Annotated in this window: 13 protein-coding genes; 4 read left to right on the forward strand and 9 right to left on the reverse strand. The window is 33.0% G+C overall.

Annotated features, from left to right (window positions below; all coding sequences use genetic code 11):
* Positions 1–424 precede the first annotated feature (424 nt).
* Positions 425–847, forward strand: coding sequence for an OsmC family protein (locus tag WN975_RS04070; RefSeq protein ID WP_337965341.1), 423 nt, complete (start codon positions 425–427; stop codon positions 845–847).
* Between the two features lie 66 nt (positions 848–913).
* Complete coding sequence (locus WN975_RS04075) at positions 914–1,711, forward strand: alpha/beta hydrolase (protein ID WP_337965342.1); 798 nt, start codon at positions 914–916, stop codon at positions 1,709–1,711.
* 427 nt (positions 1,712–2,138) lie between these two features.
* Here WN975_RS04075 and WN975_RS04080 read toward each other — a convergent pair whose 3' ends face one another.
* The 8 genes from WN975_RS04080 to WN975_RS04115 form a co-directional block, all read right to left on the reverse strand.
* Complete coding sequence (locus tag WN975_RS04080; RefSeq protein ID WP_337965343.1) at positions 2,139–3,104, reverse strand: LysR substrate-binding domain-containing protein; 966 nt, start codon at positions 3,102–3,104, stop codon at positions 2,139–2,141.
* Positions 3,105–3,153: 49 nt separating this feature from the next.
* Entirely contained in the window at positions 3,154–4,620 is a 1,467-nt protein-coding gene (locus WN975_RS04085; RefSeq protein WP_337965344.1) for a glycoside hydrolase family 130 protein, read from the reverse strand.
* A gap of 437 nt (positions 4,621–5,057) precedes the next feature.
* Positions 5,058–5,540, reverse strand: a complete 483-nt coding sequence (locus WN975_RS04090) for a GNAT family N-acetyltransferase (protein ID WP_337965345.1) — start codon at positions 5,538–5,540, stop codon at positions 5,058–5,060.
* Between the two features lie 63 nt (positions 5,541–5,603).
* The gene (mug, locus tag WN975_RS04095; RefSeq protein WP_337965346.1) at positions 5,604–6,110 is read right to left on the reverse strand and encodes a G/U mismatch-specific DNA glycosylase; all 507 of its coding nucleotides are present in this window, start codon (positions 6,108–6,110) and stop codon (positions 5,604–5,606) included.
* Between the two features lie 24 nt (positions 6,111–6,134).
* The gene (locus tag WN975_RS04100) at positions 6,135–6,740 is read right to left on the reverse strand and encodes a DNA-3-methyladenine glycosylase (protein ID WP_337965347.1); all 606 of its coding nucleotides are present in this window, start codon (positions 6,738–6,740) and stop codon (positions 6,135–6,137) included.
* Between the two features lie 193 nt (positions 6,741–6,933).
* Entirely contained in the window at positions 6,934–8,475 is a 1,542-nt protein-coding gene (locus tag WN975_RS04105) for a hypothetical protein (protein WP_337965348.1), read from the reverse strand.
* A 442-nt stretch (positions 8,476–8,917) separates the two neighbouring features.
* Positions 8,918–9,655, reverse strand: coding sequence for a hypothetical protein (locus tag WN975_RS04110; protein ID WP_337965349.1), 738 nt, complete (start codon positions 9,653–9,655; stop codon positions 8,918–8,920).
* A gap of 451 nt (positions 9,656–10,106) precedes the next feature.
* Positions 10,107–11,447: a transglycosylase SLT domain-containing protein gene (locus tag WN975_RS04115; protein WP_338140813.1), complete on the reverse strand. Its 1,341-nt coding sequence runs from the start codon at positions 11,445–11,447 to the stop codon at positions 10,107–10,109.
* Positions 11,448–11,709: 262 nt separating this feature from the next.
* Between WN975_RS04115 and WN975_RS04120 the strand changes: the two genes are divergently transcribed.
* On the forward strand, positions 11,710–12,891 hold the full coding sequence (locus WN975_RS04120) for an MFS transporter (RefSeq protein ID WP_337965350.1): 1,182 nt from the start codon (positions 11,710–11,712) through the stop codon (positions 12,889–12,891).
* A 19-nt stretch (positions 12,892–12,910) separates the two neighbouring features.
* On the opposite strand, the gene WN975_RS04125 is transcribed toward WN975_RS04120, so the two are convergent.
* Positions 12,911–13,837: a phytanoyl-CoA dioxygenase family protein gene (locus WN975_RS04125; RefSeq protein WP_337965351.1), complete on the reverse strand. Its 927-nt coding sequence runs from the start codon at positions 13,835–13,837 to the stop codon at positions 12,911–12,913.
* A gap of 344 nt (positions 13,838–14,181) precedes the next feature.
* Here WN975_RS04125 and WN975_RS04130 point away from each other — a divergent pair, with 344 nt between their 5' ends.
* Positions 14,182–15,306 (forward strand): hypothetical protein, encoded by a 1,125-nt coding sequence (locus WN975_RS04130; RefSeq protein ID WP_337965352.1) that lies wholly within the window; start codon positions 14,182–14,184, stop codon positions 15,304–15,306.
* Positions 15,307–15,308 lie beyond the last annotated feature (2 nt).

The following is a 15,308-nucleotide window of genomic DNA, read 5'->3' on the forward strand; positions in this document are numbered from 1 at the left end:
TTTTTGAATACGAATGTTTTATAAGTATAAGTCCAATTGAAGTTGTATTTATCCGAAGTTCTATTTTTGGTTTCTTTTTGTTTGTGACGAGATATCAATACTCTTTAAGATATTATAGCGAAATGTGACAATTGCAAGAAATGATTTTAGTCTAAATATCCCTTTTATAAAGAGATTTTAATCATGGCACATATGTTGGCTAAAAATAATTAGAAAATAGCAACGCAAATTTTTTGAATCAATATTGAGCAAAGTGCTATAAAAGACAGGCTTTTATTAAAATTAGAAATCAATATTATAAATTTTATTTATAAGACTACAAAATTATCAATTTGATTAATGAAGATAACCACCATACATTTGTCTCATCAAATCAGAACAATTATTTGAAAATCAAAAATTTATAACATTAAAAACTTTAGTCATGAAATTTACAAGAAACGCAAACGCAAACTGGAAAGGTACAGGAATGGAAGGAAATGGAACCATTACTACTCAAAGTACAACATTAAACAATGCACAACTGTCTTTTAAAACTCGTTTTGCAGAAGGAGTAGGAACAAATCCTGAAGAATTGATCGCTGCAGCACATGCAGGATGTTTTACAATGCAATTGAGCTTTTTATTATCAGAAGCAGGTTTTGTACCAGAAGATTTAAATACGGTTGCAAAAGTCACTTTTGAAGATGGTACAATTACCTTAATCACTTTGGAACTTACAGGTTCAGTTCCTGGAATTTCAGTTGAGGATTTTGAAAAAACAGCTCAAAAAGCAAAAGAAATTTGTCCAATTTCAAAATTACTTAATACTGAAATTGTTTTGAAATCAACTCTAGTTTTTTTATAATCAGTAGTTTAATAAAATTTAATAACTTTAATACACCTAATCATCCACATCTTAAATAATAAAAACATGAAAACAGCAATTTTAAAAAGACAATTGAATCGTTTATTCTTGTCTGCAGCATTAATTTTAAGTCTTTTGGTAGTAACAAATGCAAGTGCACAAACAGCGCCAACAAAGGTTAAAAATGTAGTTTTGGTACACGGAGCTTTCGCCGATGGTTCCGGATGGAGAAATTTATATGATATACTTTCGAAAAAAGGATATAAAGTGACAATCGTTCAAAATCCTTTAAGTTCTCTTGAAGATGATGTTGCAGCAACAAAAGTAGTACTTGACAATCAAGACGGACCAACAATTTTGGTAGGACATTCTTGGGGAGGAACTGTAATTACAGAAGCTGGAAATCACCCAAAAGTTGTTGGATTGGTTTATGTAGCGGCTTTTCAGCCTGATAACGGAGAAAATACTGTACAATGGTTACAAACTGCACCTCCAGCGCCAGAAAACGGTGTTTTGCCTCCAAACGATAAAGGAATTGTTTATTATGATGAAGCTAAATTTCACGCAGGATTTTGTGCTGATGTAAGCAAAGAACTAGCTGCATTTATGTACGCATCTCAAGGTGCTTTTTATGCAAAAGGATTTGGAACTCCTGTAACAAAAGCAGCATGGAAAGATAAACCTGCTTATGCAGTTCTTGCAACACAAGATAAAAGTATTGATCCTTCGATTCAACGTGCAATGTACAAACGTTCAAATACTAAAGTTACTGAAGTAAAAGGAAGCCACTGTGTTTTCATTTCTCAACCCGATGCAGTTGCTAACGTAATCATTGGTGCAGCCAAAGATTTAAGCAAAAAATAATACAAACATCTTACTCCCTAAAAAAGCCAAAATGCTGTAAAGTATTTTGGCTTTTTTTATGGTTTATAAGATTCAAGAGTTGGAATGTGCCTTTAGGTACATAATGTTGGTAGAAAACAGGATTTTTTTATGATTAAGATAAATTGAGAATTGCATTGTGCCGTTAGGTACATAATGTTGGTAGAAAATATGAATTGGGAACAGATTTAGCGTGCCGTAGGTACGCAACGAGTTTCGTTTCGTTTTGTTGCGTACCTACGGCACGTCAAAGAAGCTCTGCCTTAATGGTTTACCAACATTTAGTGCCTAAAGGCACATTATTTTGACTCTCGATCTTTGATTTGACATCTTTAACTTTTCTACCAACGTTTTGTGCCTAAAGGCACAACCCAATTCTTGATGAACGCAATTTGACTTCCGTTAAAAATTATCTCGTCGTTGCTTTTATAAAATAAGGAGAATCATTCCATTTGATTTTTTTATAGGCAAAATTTTGCTGTAAGGATTCCGGAAGGCAATTCCAGATTGCTTCATTCATTTTTTCGAGAAGTAATTTTTTCGAAAAAGTATCAGAAACTACAAGACTGATTTCGCGAACGGGTTTCGGTTCTTTAAAATGCTTAAAAAGTCCCGTTTCGACTTCATTAATCATCGAAAGTTCCGGTATTATAGCAAATCCTAATTGTGCTCTTACCAGATTTTTTAAGGTTTCAATTGAACTAATATCATAACTGAATTGTTCTTTTATTTTCCCCGGATTTTTAATGTCGCAAATATCCAGAAGTTGTGCATTATAGCAATATTCATTTTGGAGTAAAAGTAATTCGGCTCTGTCTGACGGCTGCAATTCATAATGAGATTCTGCTGCCATTGGATGTACAGTATTTAAATAAGCAACAAAAGGTTCTTTGAAAACCGGATGTTCTATTAAATGCGGATTTCCTGTTGGAGTTGCCATAATTGCGACATCAAGTGCTCCGGTCATAACATCATTCATAAGCTGACCTGTATTGGCTTCTTTTATAATGAATTGCATTTTGGGAGTTGCCTTTTTCATTGCCTTAATAAAAAGCGGAATCAAATAAGGCGATAATGTCGAAATAATACCGATTTTGACTTCTCCTTCAAGTTTATTCTTTTCATTGACCACAAAATCCCTGATTTCATCAGCTTCACGAAGGATTTTTTTGGCACGGTTTATAATCTCAATTCCAAGTAAAGTAGGAGTTAAGGGCACTTTATTTCGATCAAAAATTTTGATTCCAATTTCTTCTTCCAGATTTTTCAATTGAATCGTTAGTCCGGGTTGTGTTACCATACAAACTTCTGCAGCTCGTGCAAAATGGCGTTCTTCGTCTAATGCTACAATATATTTTAACTGCTGAATGGTCATCTTTATTAAATTTTTATATAAAGATAGAAAAATATTACTTTAAGTTATATTATTTACTATTTTTCAATGCATCTAAAAGTACTATCATATCAACAATGGCGTAAGTCGAAGAATAATCGGATACCGCATAAGGCAAAATCAAACTATTATTGTGAATAATTGCGCCACATGAATACACAACATTTGGTACATAACCTTCACGTTCGTCTTCTAATGGCGAAAGTAATGGCTCTTTAAGTCTTCCAATTTCTTTCGTTGGATCATCAAGATCAAATAACGAAGCGCCTATGCAATAACGTCTCATTGTACCAACGCCGTGCGTAATTACAAGCCAGCCTTCTTCGGTCCAAAGTGGAGATCCACAATTTCCGATTTGTGTAAATTCCCAAGTATAACGCGGTTCTTGGAGCAAAACAGGATTATTCCATTGTGTAACTCGATCAGAATACATGATGTAATTATTTACGCCATCGATTCTGGCGAGCATAGCAAATTTGCCTTTTATTTTCTTTGGAAATAACGCTAAGTTTTTATTTTGGGCACCGATACCATGCAAAGGCATTACTCTAAAAGTGTAGAAATCTTCGGTTGAGATAAGTTTAGGTAATATCGCATGACCGTTGTAAGCCGTATAAGTTGCCATAACTCGGGTAGAACCATCATCATCAGTAAAACGGACAAAACGGGCATCTTCGATACCGCGGCTTTCAGATTCAGAGATTGGAAATATAACACGTTCCGTAATATCAGAATCGTGCTTGAATTCTAAATCGTAGAATGATTTCGCCAGCCACATTATTTCGTTTAGAGCGATTCTTCTTTCTTCGCGAATCGAAGGATCACTTAAAGCTGTAGTAACCAGATTTTTCAATACAGCATACTCAAAATCATTTGGTAATTCCTGCATAATCTGCGTGATGTATTTGTCCTGCGTGTGCATTTCGGACAATTTCGATAAGAATCGTTCTTTATTGAAAGTTGATTTATGATTAATCTCGGCTTTATCAATATTATGACCAATTTTCATAACCTGCAGATTATTGTTTCTATCGAGAATTCCTCGTCTAAAAACAATTGATGAAATATGACCTTCACCCGTGGCTCTAAAAGAAATAATAACACGTTTTTCGCCTTCTTCAAGTCCTGACTGATCAAAATCTTCGACAATAGACGGATTAAAAATGGCAGCAGATTCTATCGCATATTCCATTGTGCAATAAGAACCTATAAGCATTTTTCTGTCCAGAGACATTGCTTCATAATCAATTTGTAAAGCTTCTATTAAAGGTCTTATTCGTTCGCAATGTTTAAAAAATATAGCCGAAATATTTCGATGACGTCTGGCAAACTCGCGAAGTGTTTGTTCTAAGGTTTCTAGAACTTGTTTTTCATCGAGCATCATTATGCGCAGGACCATTTGTTGGGTTCGTTCATCACCATTCATAAAATATCGGGCAACAACTCTTTTAGAATCTGGGCAAAATAATATATTTTTTCGGATGACTGGTACTCGCATAATAAATCTTTTTTTAATGTTAGAAAAATTACTTCAGATATACTACGTACAATTTTGTTCTGGAAAAAGTGGGGAAATAGAAAGAATTAAAACAAGATTAATACTATATATTGTAGTAATTATATACAAGTTAGTGATTTTGTTAAAGAAAAAAAAACTTTATTTTTTTATTCTTTTTCGATTTGTTAATCCCGTAGCTTCGAAATTAATCGATTCTTAGTATACAGAATAGCTCATTTTTGTCTTTTCGACAGAGGAGAAATCACACTAGTAGCTCGACAAAGATTGGTGATTTTGATTGCGATGGACGGATTAAAATCCATCCCTACAAAATAAATCGTTCCTGCGGAACTTTTTTAAGAGAACCGAAGGTTTGGAGAATATTGTAGGGATGGATTTTAATCCGTTCATCGCAAAGTGAGCACAATAATGTTATATTACTCCTCACTAATCTCGTAGCGCATTTCGGTCATTATTTTTTTGAAGCCTGCTTTTTCATAAGCACGAATAGCGGCTTCATTATTGGAGTAAACTTCAAGTCGGACTTCGGTGATTCCTTTTGATAAAATCCATTTCTTAAGATCGTTCAATAATAAATTATTGATGCCTCTTCCTCTAAACTCCGGTTTTACATACATAAAACCAAGATATCCATAAAGCTCATAATTTTTATAAGGTTTTGCAGATCGAATTTGCGCATATCCGCATCCAATAATTTCATTATTTTCTTCGATTACCAAAAGTTCTGTTTTTTCATCTGAGATAAAATCCTGAATATTATAATAGAAAATTTTCCCTTCTTTTAAGGTTGGATCAAAAGGACGTTCTGCTTCAACGAGAGATTGCAGAAATTCATTAAGTTTCGGCAAATCTGTGTTTGTAGCAGGTCTTGTAATTATGTTTTTATTATCTATATCCATATCTCAAATGTATTTAAAATAATTAAAAAGGAAAATAAAGCTGTGATGTGATTTGGATTTTTGCTAGACTTGATTTGCAATAACCAAATATAATTCGGCATAATGACTAATAAGATCGTCTATGGTAAATCCTCGATTCAAACCACTGGGATTTGGTAAAACCCAAACTTTGGAACCACAGAAATCTTCTTCTTGTAAACCCCATAAAATTTGCTTTTTGCCTGAAAAAGCTTTGTAAGCCGCTTTGCCAAGAAACGCGATATATTGTGGTTGAAATTGATTTATTTTGTTTTTGAAAATTTGGATAGAATCGCTAAACTCCTCTTTAGAAAGTTCATCTGCACGAGTTGTTGGTCTTGCGACCGCAGTTGTTAATCCGTATCCTAATTCCAAAATTGCGAAGTCGTTTTCGGGTTCGATTTGTTGTGGCGTAAAACCAGCCTGATGTAAAACTTTCCAGAAACGATTGCTTCTTCCGGAAAAATGATGACCGTCTAAAGCGGATTTTAAACCGGGATTAATTCCGCAAAAAAGGACTTTAAGATCTTTGTCAATAATATCGGTTAACATTGGTTATTGTTTGATTTTAATAATTTAAAACTTGTTAGGCTTGCTCACATATTTGTTGTCTTTTATACAAAAACGCCACGGCAAGAGTGCGTCTTCCTGAGCATATGCAACACCTACACGAGGAACAGCCACGATTTGATCATCAGTATATCGAATTCCGTGATCTTCGATCCAGATTTCTTCTCCGGCTAAATCTTTTCCGTTAAAAGAGCGATCAATTCCTAAAGCTTTGGCAGCAGAACCCGGACCAGATGAAATTGCCGCTTTAGTAATCGCCATTTTACGTCTTAATTCTATAATATCTTTGCCAATTAAAGGTTCAATTGCCCGAATTAAAACGGCATGTGGTTCTCCTTCAACAGAACTCACAATATTAAACAGATTATGGATTCCGTAGCAAAGATAGACATACGAAATTCCGCCCTGATTGTATAAAGTTTCCGTTCGATCCGTGCGTCGGCCACCGTAAGCATGTGAAGCTTTATCCTGAACACCAAAATAAGCTTCGGTTTCTACGATTATGCCCGCAGTTATTTCTCCGTCGATTTGGGTGAAAAGAACCTTACCTAAAAGGTCTTTAGCCAGAAAAAGCACATCCTGATTGAGGTAGTAAGAAAATTGTAGTTTCAAATGTTTTGTTTTTCAGATCACGAAAGTTAAAAAATAAATAGCAAAGTAGATAATGTTGTAAAGTGGTCTTTTAAAAAGAGAAATATTAAAAGTAACTTATCGTACTCATTAAATAAAAAACATCCCAAAAGAAATTTTCTTAATGGGATGTTTTTGTAATTTATAAATATCTGAAATCGATTATATGCGTATTTTAGTTTTCGCAGAAATCACCAATTTGCTGTAAATGTTTCTCTGTTTGGTATTTATTAAAGTTATCCCATTTAGGCGGCGAACTTGTTTTTTGTCCGTACATAGCATCCAGACAAACGTTGTTGTCTTTGTATTTATCATGTAAAACAGCAAGAATTTTAAAGAAAAATTCGTCTAATAAAACGATTGCTTCAAATTCAGATTTTAGAGTGTCATAATTAGAATCTGAAGGATTTAGTATTTGTAATAAATCTAAAACTTCTTTCTTTTCTTCGTCATTAATTTCAGTCGAATAACCCATTTTTAAGGTTTTAAAAACTAAATTATTCCAGGCTTTACTATCATGTGCCCATTGAACATCAGGCAGATTTAAGGAATGCTCACAAATCAAAATAATAGAAAAAAGAACATCATTTAAATATTCCGCAGGAAACTCATCAAAACTTCTGAATTCGAATCCACTTTGGTACATTTTTTCCTGATTAAAATCCAAACCAACTTCAGACAGCATTTCATATTCCATATCAGCTTCAATCTGATCGCGCCACCAAATGTTTTCTTCTTTTTCGAATTTTAGTAATTTTCTAAAATCATCAACTTTATAAGTTAGAATTTTACCTTTTGGCATTGCTTTATTATAAGTTCCAACGCCAATGTAACGTGACATCGCGTTTCTCATCGAACCCAAAGTAAATTTTTTGTCCAGACTATATTTATTACTTATAACTCCCATAATATCAGGACTTCCAAGCGTTGCAATAAAGAAAGGTTCAAACCATTGCAGTAAATAAATTGCGTTACCATGCGTTTTATTAAACTCATTATAATCAACAATTCGGCTATCTTCTGTCAATGACGGCAATGTAATATGAAAATGGTACGTTCCGTTGTTGAACAAAACAAGATTTTCCTGATTTGTCATGAACATGTTAAGACCATTGTTGTAATCCGGAAAGCTTAATTTTCCATCTAAAACAGCAGATTCATTGATTTTATCAAGAAATAGTTTTTTGGTAGCTTTTAATTCTTTGCAAGAATCAGCTATTGTTCTATTTTCAAAATATTTAGTTACAAATTCGATCGAATCACCATCAAAATGTACAGAACCCATAGTTTTGTTTCTTTGGGTAATCATACTTTGAATGTTATAAGGCTGATCTTCAAGAAAAACTTCCATGATAGATTGACCTAGATAATCAGGATTTTCGATTGGTTTTGCAATCACTTCACCAGTTTCAGTGTCTATTAATGGTTTTATTGGCGATAATGTTTTATGCTGAAAATTAATATCCAGTTTTTCAAGCGAATGACTGTTCATCATTCTGCTTACTGTGTAATTTTCGTTTATGTCAAAAGCTTTTTTCAAAACAGGAGTTAAACTCTCTGGTTTGTAGCATTTTCTGTAGTCGATACTATATTTCTCAAAGCCAATTTTTTCTTGTATAAATTCACCAGAGACAATTAGGGATTCTTCAAATTGCATGTAGGTTTCGTTTTCTAATCCTATTCCCCAATAATATTTTTGTGTCTGATTGTCTTTCATTTATACTAATTGTCTTTTTATAGTTAATTTAATTGTTTAAAATCACTGCTTTTTATTCGGAAAAATAAAACTAATCTACTAACAATCAGAGGCAAGAAATCTTTTAACGGATAAAGCATAATTGGTTGCATCCATTAAAAAAGTCTTGATTTACTTTTAAAATTGTATGAATTTATATTAGTTTTTAGAAATTTTCACTTGTATCGACTGAATCATTGATAAAATCAATATAATTTTATAAGTAGGTTATAAAATTAGTATTGATGTTAATTGCTTTTATATCAATAATTTAAGAAGATGAATAGCCGAATGACAACTTTTACTATTCCTGTTTTTTCCAAGTTGCAAAAGTAGTTTTTTATTATGTGATTTACAAATAGTTAACACATTGAAAATCAATAAAGTTTTTAGAGGTTTAAACAATTAAGGCAATTGTTTTTATTTATTCATGGTAATATAAGACATAAGAGGAATATAGCTCGTCATTCCACCAGTCTTCTCTAACTTCTGCAAAGTAATTATAATTTAGTTTTCCGGCTTGTGATTGTAGCGGATATACTACTTCGCCATTTTCTCGATATGCTTTATGCAAATCTGTTTCGGGAACAACGGGAACAATATGACCAGAAAGTCCTTTTTCTTTTCTTTTGGCACAAATAATTCCAATTCCGCCATTAGCGTTTACCTTATTTTGAAGTTCATCAACGGTAAATATTCTTTGCCAGCCAAAACTAACTCCCCATTGCAAAAACCAATCGTGTATAGCGCTGGAATAAATACGATCGACAGTTTGCTCAAAAACGGGTTCAACTTCTTGACCTTGTAAAACTTTTTCAAGAGATTCATCTGTCCACCAAACCGTTGGAAGATACACTTTCGAAAAATAACAATAATCGTAAGAGTAAACATTGCAATACGTATCTTCTACAGTTCTTTGATATCTAATATTGGTTTCAACATCAAGTTTTTCAATCAGTTTGGCAATGCTTTCTTTTTTAGTCGCAACATTTGTTAAATCTCTAAACGGAATAGTAGAATCCATAAGAGGTTTTTCTTTCATTTCCATAGAATCTAAGCGAGATTCAGGATCTGGTAATAAATCGACTTTCTTTATTTTATCGTTGGGTATTGTATTATCCTCTAAAGTTGATGACACTACTGATACGTTATATTTTTCCATTCTGACTTCTTAAAATTAATTGGTTTAACGGTGCGATAATTCATTATTTGTGACACGTTATTCTATTAACCAAAACGTAAATATATTTTAATCTTTTTAAAGAGCTGTATAAAAAGGCAAATTTTAGAAAACTTTTACAATTAATAGCGTTGGTTTAGGAGTTTCAAAACTGCTAAAAACTACTTTTATTAAGTGATTAAACACTTAATAAAAGTAGTTTTAATACTAATCAAGAGTTGAAAGTCTATAATTTGTGCCGCTAGGCACTAAATATTGGTAGAAAATATGAATTGGAATAAATTTAGCGTGCCGTAGGTACGCAATAGTTATCATTTTGTTGCGTACCTACGGCACGCCAACGTATTTTGAATATACAATGACTACCAATATTTAGTGCCTAACGGCACATTTTAACCTTGGGTTTATTTCTAATAAAAACCTCTATCTGATACTATTTTCCTGTTATTTTTAAGCTTTTGCCCAATGCTAATAACTCGCTACTTATTTTATTCCATTTTTTTAATTCAGAAATACTTACAGAATATTTTCTTGCGATGCTGCCCAAAGTATCTCCTTTTTGAATAACGTAATATTTTCCTTTTTCAATTGGTGCAGATTTTTTTGAGTTTGAAGTTTTAGATGCAATCATCATAGAATCCTGAGAAGGTTTCTCGCGCAAATTTGCTTGATATTCGGCGTAAGCATAAATTTTTTCTTCATTTGAAGTAAAAACAGCTATTTTATCCTGTGGCAATTTTAGATAATGTTTTTGTTTTTCATAAACAGGAACAATATTCAGTTTATACGAAGGATTTAATAATTCTAATTGCGCGATTGGAATATCGATCAAATCAGAAATTTGCTTGAAACTCATTTGCTTTTTGATCATTATAGTATCTGTTGCAAAATGTTTTACTAATGCTTTTTCGGGTTTAATTCCGTGTTCAGCATGATATTCATAAAGGTACATTGTAGCAAGAAAAGCAGGAATATAACCTTGTGTTTCTTTTGGTAAATTTTTTCGAATATTCCAGTAATTTTTTTGTCCGCCAGAACGGTTAATTGCTTTAGAAACGTTTCCTGGTCCAGAGTTATAAGCTGCCAAAACTAAATCCCAATCACCAAAAGCTTTATACATACTATTCATGTATTTTGCAGCAGCTTCTGTAGATTTTAGAGGATCGTGACGTTCATCAACATAAGAATCTATTTCTAGTTTATATTGTTTTCCGGTATTATACATAAATTGCCAAAGTCCTGTTGCGCCCATATTTGAAACTGCTTTTGGATTTAAAGCAGACTCTACAACGGCAAGATATTTGATCTCTAACGGAATTTTTTCTTTTGCTAAAGCTTCTTCAAACAAAGGAAAATAGTATTCTGAAGCAGCCATTAATCTACCAAATGATTTCTTTCTGTATTTTAGAAATGATTTAATAACGGTTTCAAGCTGTGGATTATATTCAATATTAAAAGGCGATTTTGCATTCATCGCGGCTAATCTCGATTTAAGTAATTCAGTAGGTAATTCTAAATCAATTTTTTGATCCAGAGCACTGTTTTCAATATCGGTCGTAAGCGTATTAGAAGTATCCAGAGTTGTTAATTCCTTCATCCATAAGCTATCAACGCGCGCAGACATATTGTTCTTGACAAATGTCTTTTTTACAGAGTCGAGATAAGTATTGTTTTTCTCTTTTAAAGTGATTGCCTTATTCTGACCAATTACTTGTGAAAAGAATGGAATTAAGAATAGGATATAAAAGTACAGTGTGGTATTTTTCGTTTTCATAATTTATAAGAGTTAATGCTTTGTTATTTAGGTTATTGCTTATGTAATTTCCTTTTTATTATAACGGCGCAAAATTACAATGTGTCTGCTTTTTATTATACCCATTATAAGCCATAAAACAATCAATATCAGACTTTTGTTAATTTATTCTGTTAAAGGTTTAAAATTGATTTAGCGTTAATATTTATCTAATTAGCTTTATGATTGAAGCATTAGTTTGAAATTAGAGTTTTCTCTATCTTTGCGCTTCAAAAAATTCCTCATGAATTCCTCAATCAAAGCCATTCACCCAATCTACAATCTGCAATTTGGATTAGTTTGTTTAAGTTCCTTACTTTTTTCAGCGAGTTTTAATATGTTGATCCCGGAGCTTCCAGAGTATTTGAGTAATATGGGCGGAGCTGAATATAAAGGATTGATTATTGCACTTTTTACTTTAACGGCTGGGATTTCAAGACCTTTTAGCGGTCGTTTGACAGATACTTTAGGCAGAGTTCCTGTTATGGCTGTTGGATCGATTGTTTGTTTTGTATGCGGTATTCTTTATCCGGTTTTAGGAACAGTTTCCGGGTTTTTATTCCTGCGTTTGATTCATGGATTTTCTACAGGATTTAAACCTACGGCAACGGCAGCTTATGTCGCAGATATTGTTCCTAGAGAGCGTTGGGGAGAAGCTTTAGGATTGCACGGACTTTGTTTTTCGATAGGAATGGCTTTAGGACCAGCGATTGGAAGTACCATTAAAATATATTCTTCGATGAACATGCTTTTCTATGCATCTTCTGTTTTTGCCTTGATGTCGATCGTAATTTTGATGAACATGAAGGAAACTTTAAAAAACAAACAGCGTTTTAGTTTGCGTATTCTAAGGATTTCAAGAAATGATATTATAGCCGTAGAAGTATTGCCGGCAGCTATTGTAACGTTTCTTTCTTATATGGCTTATGGCGTGATTTTGACATTAATCCCGGATTGGAGTCAGCATTTAGGAATCGCTAATAAAGGTTTGTTTTTTATGGTCTTTACGATTACTTCGGTAATGATTCGATTTGGAGCCGGAAAAGCATCTGACAAATACGGTCGTTTGCATATAATAGCAATTGGATTATTCTTTTTGATTATATCACTTTTCATTGTTGGATTCTCAACTTCGATCACAGGACTTTTAGTTGGATCTGCACTTTACGGAGTTTCTACCGGAATTGTTTCTCCGGCTTTAAACGCCTGGACGGTTGATATGAGTTTCGCTGATCATCGCGGAAAAGCTATGGCAACAATGTATATTGCTCTTGAAGCAGGAATTGGCCTTGGAGCACTTATTGCAGGATGGATGTATCAGGATGTGATTGCCAAAATCCCAATGCTTATGTACGCGAGCGCAGCAATGGTTTTTCTGGCTTTAGGATATGTTTTGATTCGTTTGCGAAAAGTCGAAAACGCTTAATAAATTCTAAATCTAATATTTAAATCCATTCTCCATCAGCATTATATTCATTTGGTAAATAGGTAAGATACTGAACCATTCTTGGATTTTTTCCCTTGTTTGCTGTAGCACAATGCGGTAAAGTATTATTCCAGATTATAAAATCGCCGGCATTTCCCGCAATAGGTTTCGGTTGTAATGTTGCAATAGCTTTATCTCGTGGATTTTCGTCTGGTTGGAGATTGTCAAGCCAATGATTTATCTCATTGTGAAATCCCGGAACACAATGAAAAGAACCTTCATCAATGCTGCAATCCGTGAGATAGAGTAGTCCCTGAAGTCCAAATTTTATTGGTTGTTTTAAACTCGTATCCCAATGAAGCGGACTTCCCAAAAAAGTAAATTCTGAGGTTTCAGGAGGATTGAAGCTTACTTTATCAATGGTTTTGTAAATTTTATCTGTTTTATAAAGCTGTTCGTATGCTTTTTTTATTCTTGGCGAAAGTCGGTTTTTATTTAAAGTTTCATGATCCGAAAAATTAAGCATTAAGCCTTTTTGATTTTCATGTCTGTTATACCAGGTTTCTTTTTTATTGGGATCCATTTCTAAGAAATCCCAAATTGCTTGTTGCGTAGCTTCGCAATCTTCTTTTGAAATCGCGTTTTTTACAATTACATAGCCGTTTTTATCCCAAAATTCAAGATCTTCTTTTGAAAGAACATCAGTAGTAAAACCGTCAGATTCGGAATTATTGCTTTTGTTTTTATTGTTTGCCCAAGTTTTAAATGTTTCTAAATCAGGATTTTCAAAGTATAAAAATTGCAGCGCATCTTCCATACCAATACCCAATTGATATAAAGCTTTTATTTCGTCGTCCCAGTTTTGAATTTCATTCGTTGAAGAAGTATTGGAAGGATTTAAAGTACGTTCCCATAATTTTTCAAGAATAGTAAAAGACTCTTTCATTTGGATAGATTTATAGTAAGAATTGGCTTATTCAAAAATAGCAATTATTAGTTTTCTATCTAAAGTATAAATACCTGTTTTAGTTTCTGAATAAAATTCCTCAATTATAAGAATAAAACTTTTGTTGATTAAATGACTGAAAAAACAGGTGTATTTACTTATGAAAGAATGCTTTTTATTGTATATACTTGCTCTGTTTTTTAGAGTTAATCGATTGATTACTAGTTGTTGTGTGTTGGGTTTTGGCAATGTCAGTAAAATAAAGAATTTGTTTTATATAAATCGAATAAGGAGTAAGCTAAAAATCCTTTAAAGAGTAGGCAAAACTTTAAAATTTAGAGATAATGGATGTAAGTTTTTTTTCTTCTACAATTGTTCAGGTTGCTCTTTCGATAGTCATTAGTTGGGCTTTATTTGCACTTCTTTGCAGTATGATTCTTGAAGTAGGAGTACAGATAAAAAGTGAAAGAGGGAGGTTTTTCAGAAACAAAATTATTGAAAAACTGTTTGATTTTTCTAATCAGATTAATTGGGGATTACTGATGTACAATAACAGTAATATTAAATTATTGACTAAATCTGAAAAAGCTCCTCCAACAGAAATCTGTTCCAAAACTTTGGCGGAAGTATTAATTGATACGGTTGCAAATGTTCAGGCTGCCAAAATACTTCGTCCAAACGATCCGGCTGAAACACCAAAATACACTAGTGATTTACTGAACAATTTCGAATTCTCTGTTACTTATTTAGGGCAAAGTGATTTGATTATAATGTTGAGAAATGCTCTCACAAAAGCAAAACTTAAAGCCGTAAATAATGACGGCTGCAATGAAACAACACTTTATGATCAATTGGTTACCGAAGTCACAACTTGGTTTGACCAATTCAACGACAGAACGAGTGCCTGGTATAAAAAGCTTTCCAGAAAACGCTTGTTTTTTATTGGTCTTTTTGTAAGTCTTGCGGTTAATGTTGACAGTATTGCTTTGTTTAAATATTATGAAAGTAATCCAACGGGAAGAGCAGGAATGATTAATTATTATTTAAAGAATCAAGTGCAATTAGAAGGTCTTAGCGCAAAATATGACACGATGAAAAAAGTTACTATTGTCAATAAAGCCGCCATCGATTCGACTAAAAAAGACATTAAAAACTTATCGAAACAAATAGATAGTTTAAAAAACAATCTTGATTTGCCTCTTGGCTGGAAAAAACCTATCTGTGAGAATATCAAAGACACTACAAAATGTGCTTGCAAACCTGCAAAAATTAATACAACTACTTCAAATAAGGAATCAGAAGAAAAGACGACATTATGTTCTAAACACGAGATTACGTTTTCCTGTATTTTGCTTAAAATATTAGGTTTGATTATTTCGGCATTTGTGGCAAGTTTGGGAGCTCCTTTTTGGTTTGATCTTTTAAGAAAAGCAACTTCTACAGCCCAAACAGTAATTAAACAAGTATAAAT

Origin of the sequence: uncultured Flavobacterium sp., assembly GCF_951805225.1 — a bacterium.
In the GTDB taxonomy this organism is placed as follows: domain Bacteria; phylum Bacteroidota; class Bacteroidia; order Flavobacteriales; family Flavobacteriaceae; genus Flavobacterium.

What these genes read in the sequence shown, in the direction of transcription:
- WN975_RS04090 (WP_337965345.1), bottom strand. Translation starts at nt 5,540, where the DNA reads ATGGATATAGATAATAAAAACATAATTACAAGACCTGCTACAAACACA.
- WN975_RS04085 (WP_337965344.1), bottom strand. Translation starts at nt 4,620, where the DNA reads ATGCGAGTACCAGTCATCCGAAAAAATATATTATTTTGCCCAGATTCT.
- WN975_RS04110 (WP_337965349.1), bottom strand. Translation starts at nt 9,655, where the DNA reads ATGGAAAAATATAACGTATCAGTAGTGTCATCAACTTTAGAGGATAAT.
- WN975_RS04125 (WP_337965351.1), bottom strand. Translation starts at nt 13,837, where the DNA reads ATGAAAGAGTCTTTTACTATTCTTGAAAAATTATGGGAACGTACTTTA.
- WN975_RS04130 (WP_337965352.1), top strand. Translation starts at nt 14,182, where the DNA reads ATGGATGTAAGTTTTTTTTCTTCTACAATTGTTCAGGTTGCTCTTTCG.
- WN975_RS04120 (WP_337965350.1), top strand. Translation starts at nt 11,710, where the DNA reads ATGAATTCCTCAATCAAAGCCATTCACCCAATCTACAATCTGCAATTT.
- mug (WP_337965346.1), bottom strand. Translation starts at nt 6,110, where the DNA reads ATGTTAACCGATATTATTGACAAAGATCTTAAAGTCCTTTTTTGCGGA.
- WN975_RS04080 (WP_337965343.1), bottom strand. Translation starts at nt 3,104, where the DNA reads ATGACCATTCAGCAGTTAAAATATATTGTAGCATTAGACGAAGAACGC.
- WN975_RS04105 (WP_337965348.1), bottom strand. Translation starts at nt 8,475, where the DNA reads ATGAAAGACAATCAGACACAAAAATATTATTGGGGAATAGGATTAGAA.
- WN975_RS04075 (WP_337965342.1), top strand. Translation starts at nt 914, where the DNA reads ATGAAAACAGCAATTTTAAAAAGACAATTGAATCGTTTATTCTTGTCT.
- WN975_RS04115 (WP_338140813.1), bottom strand. Translation starts at nt 11,447, where the DNA reads ATGAAAACGAAAAATACCACACTGTACTTTTATATCCTATTCTTAATT.
- WN975_RS04070 (WP_337965341.1), top strand. Translation starts at nt 425, where the DNA reads ATGAAATTTACAAGAAACGCAAACGCAAACTGGAAAGGTACAGGAATG.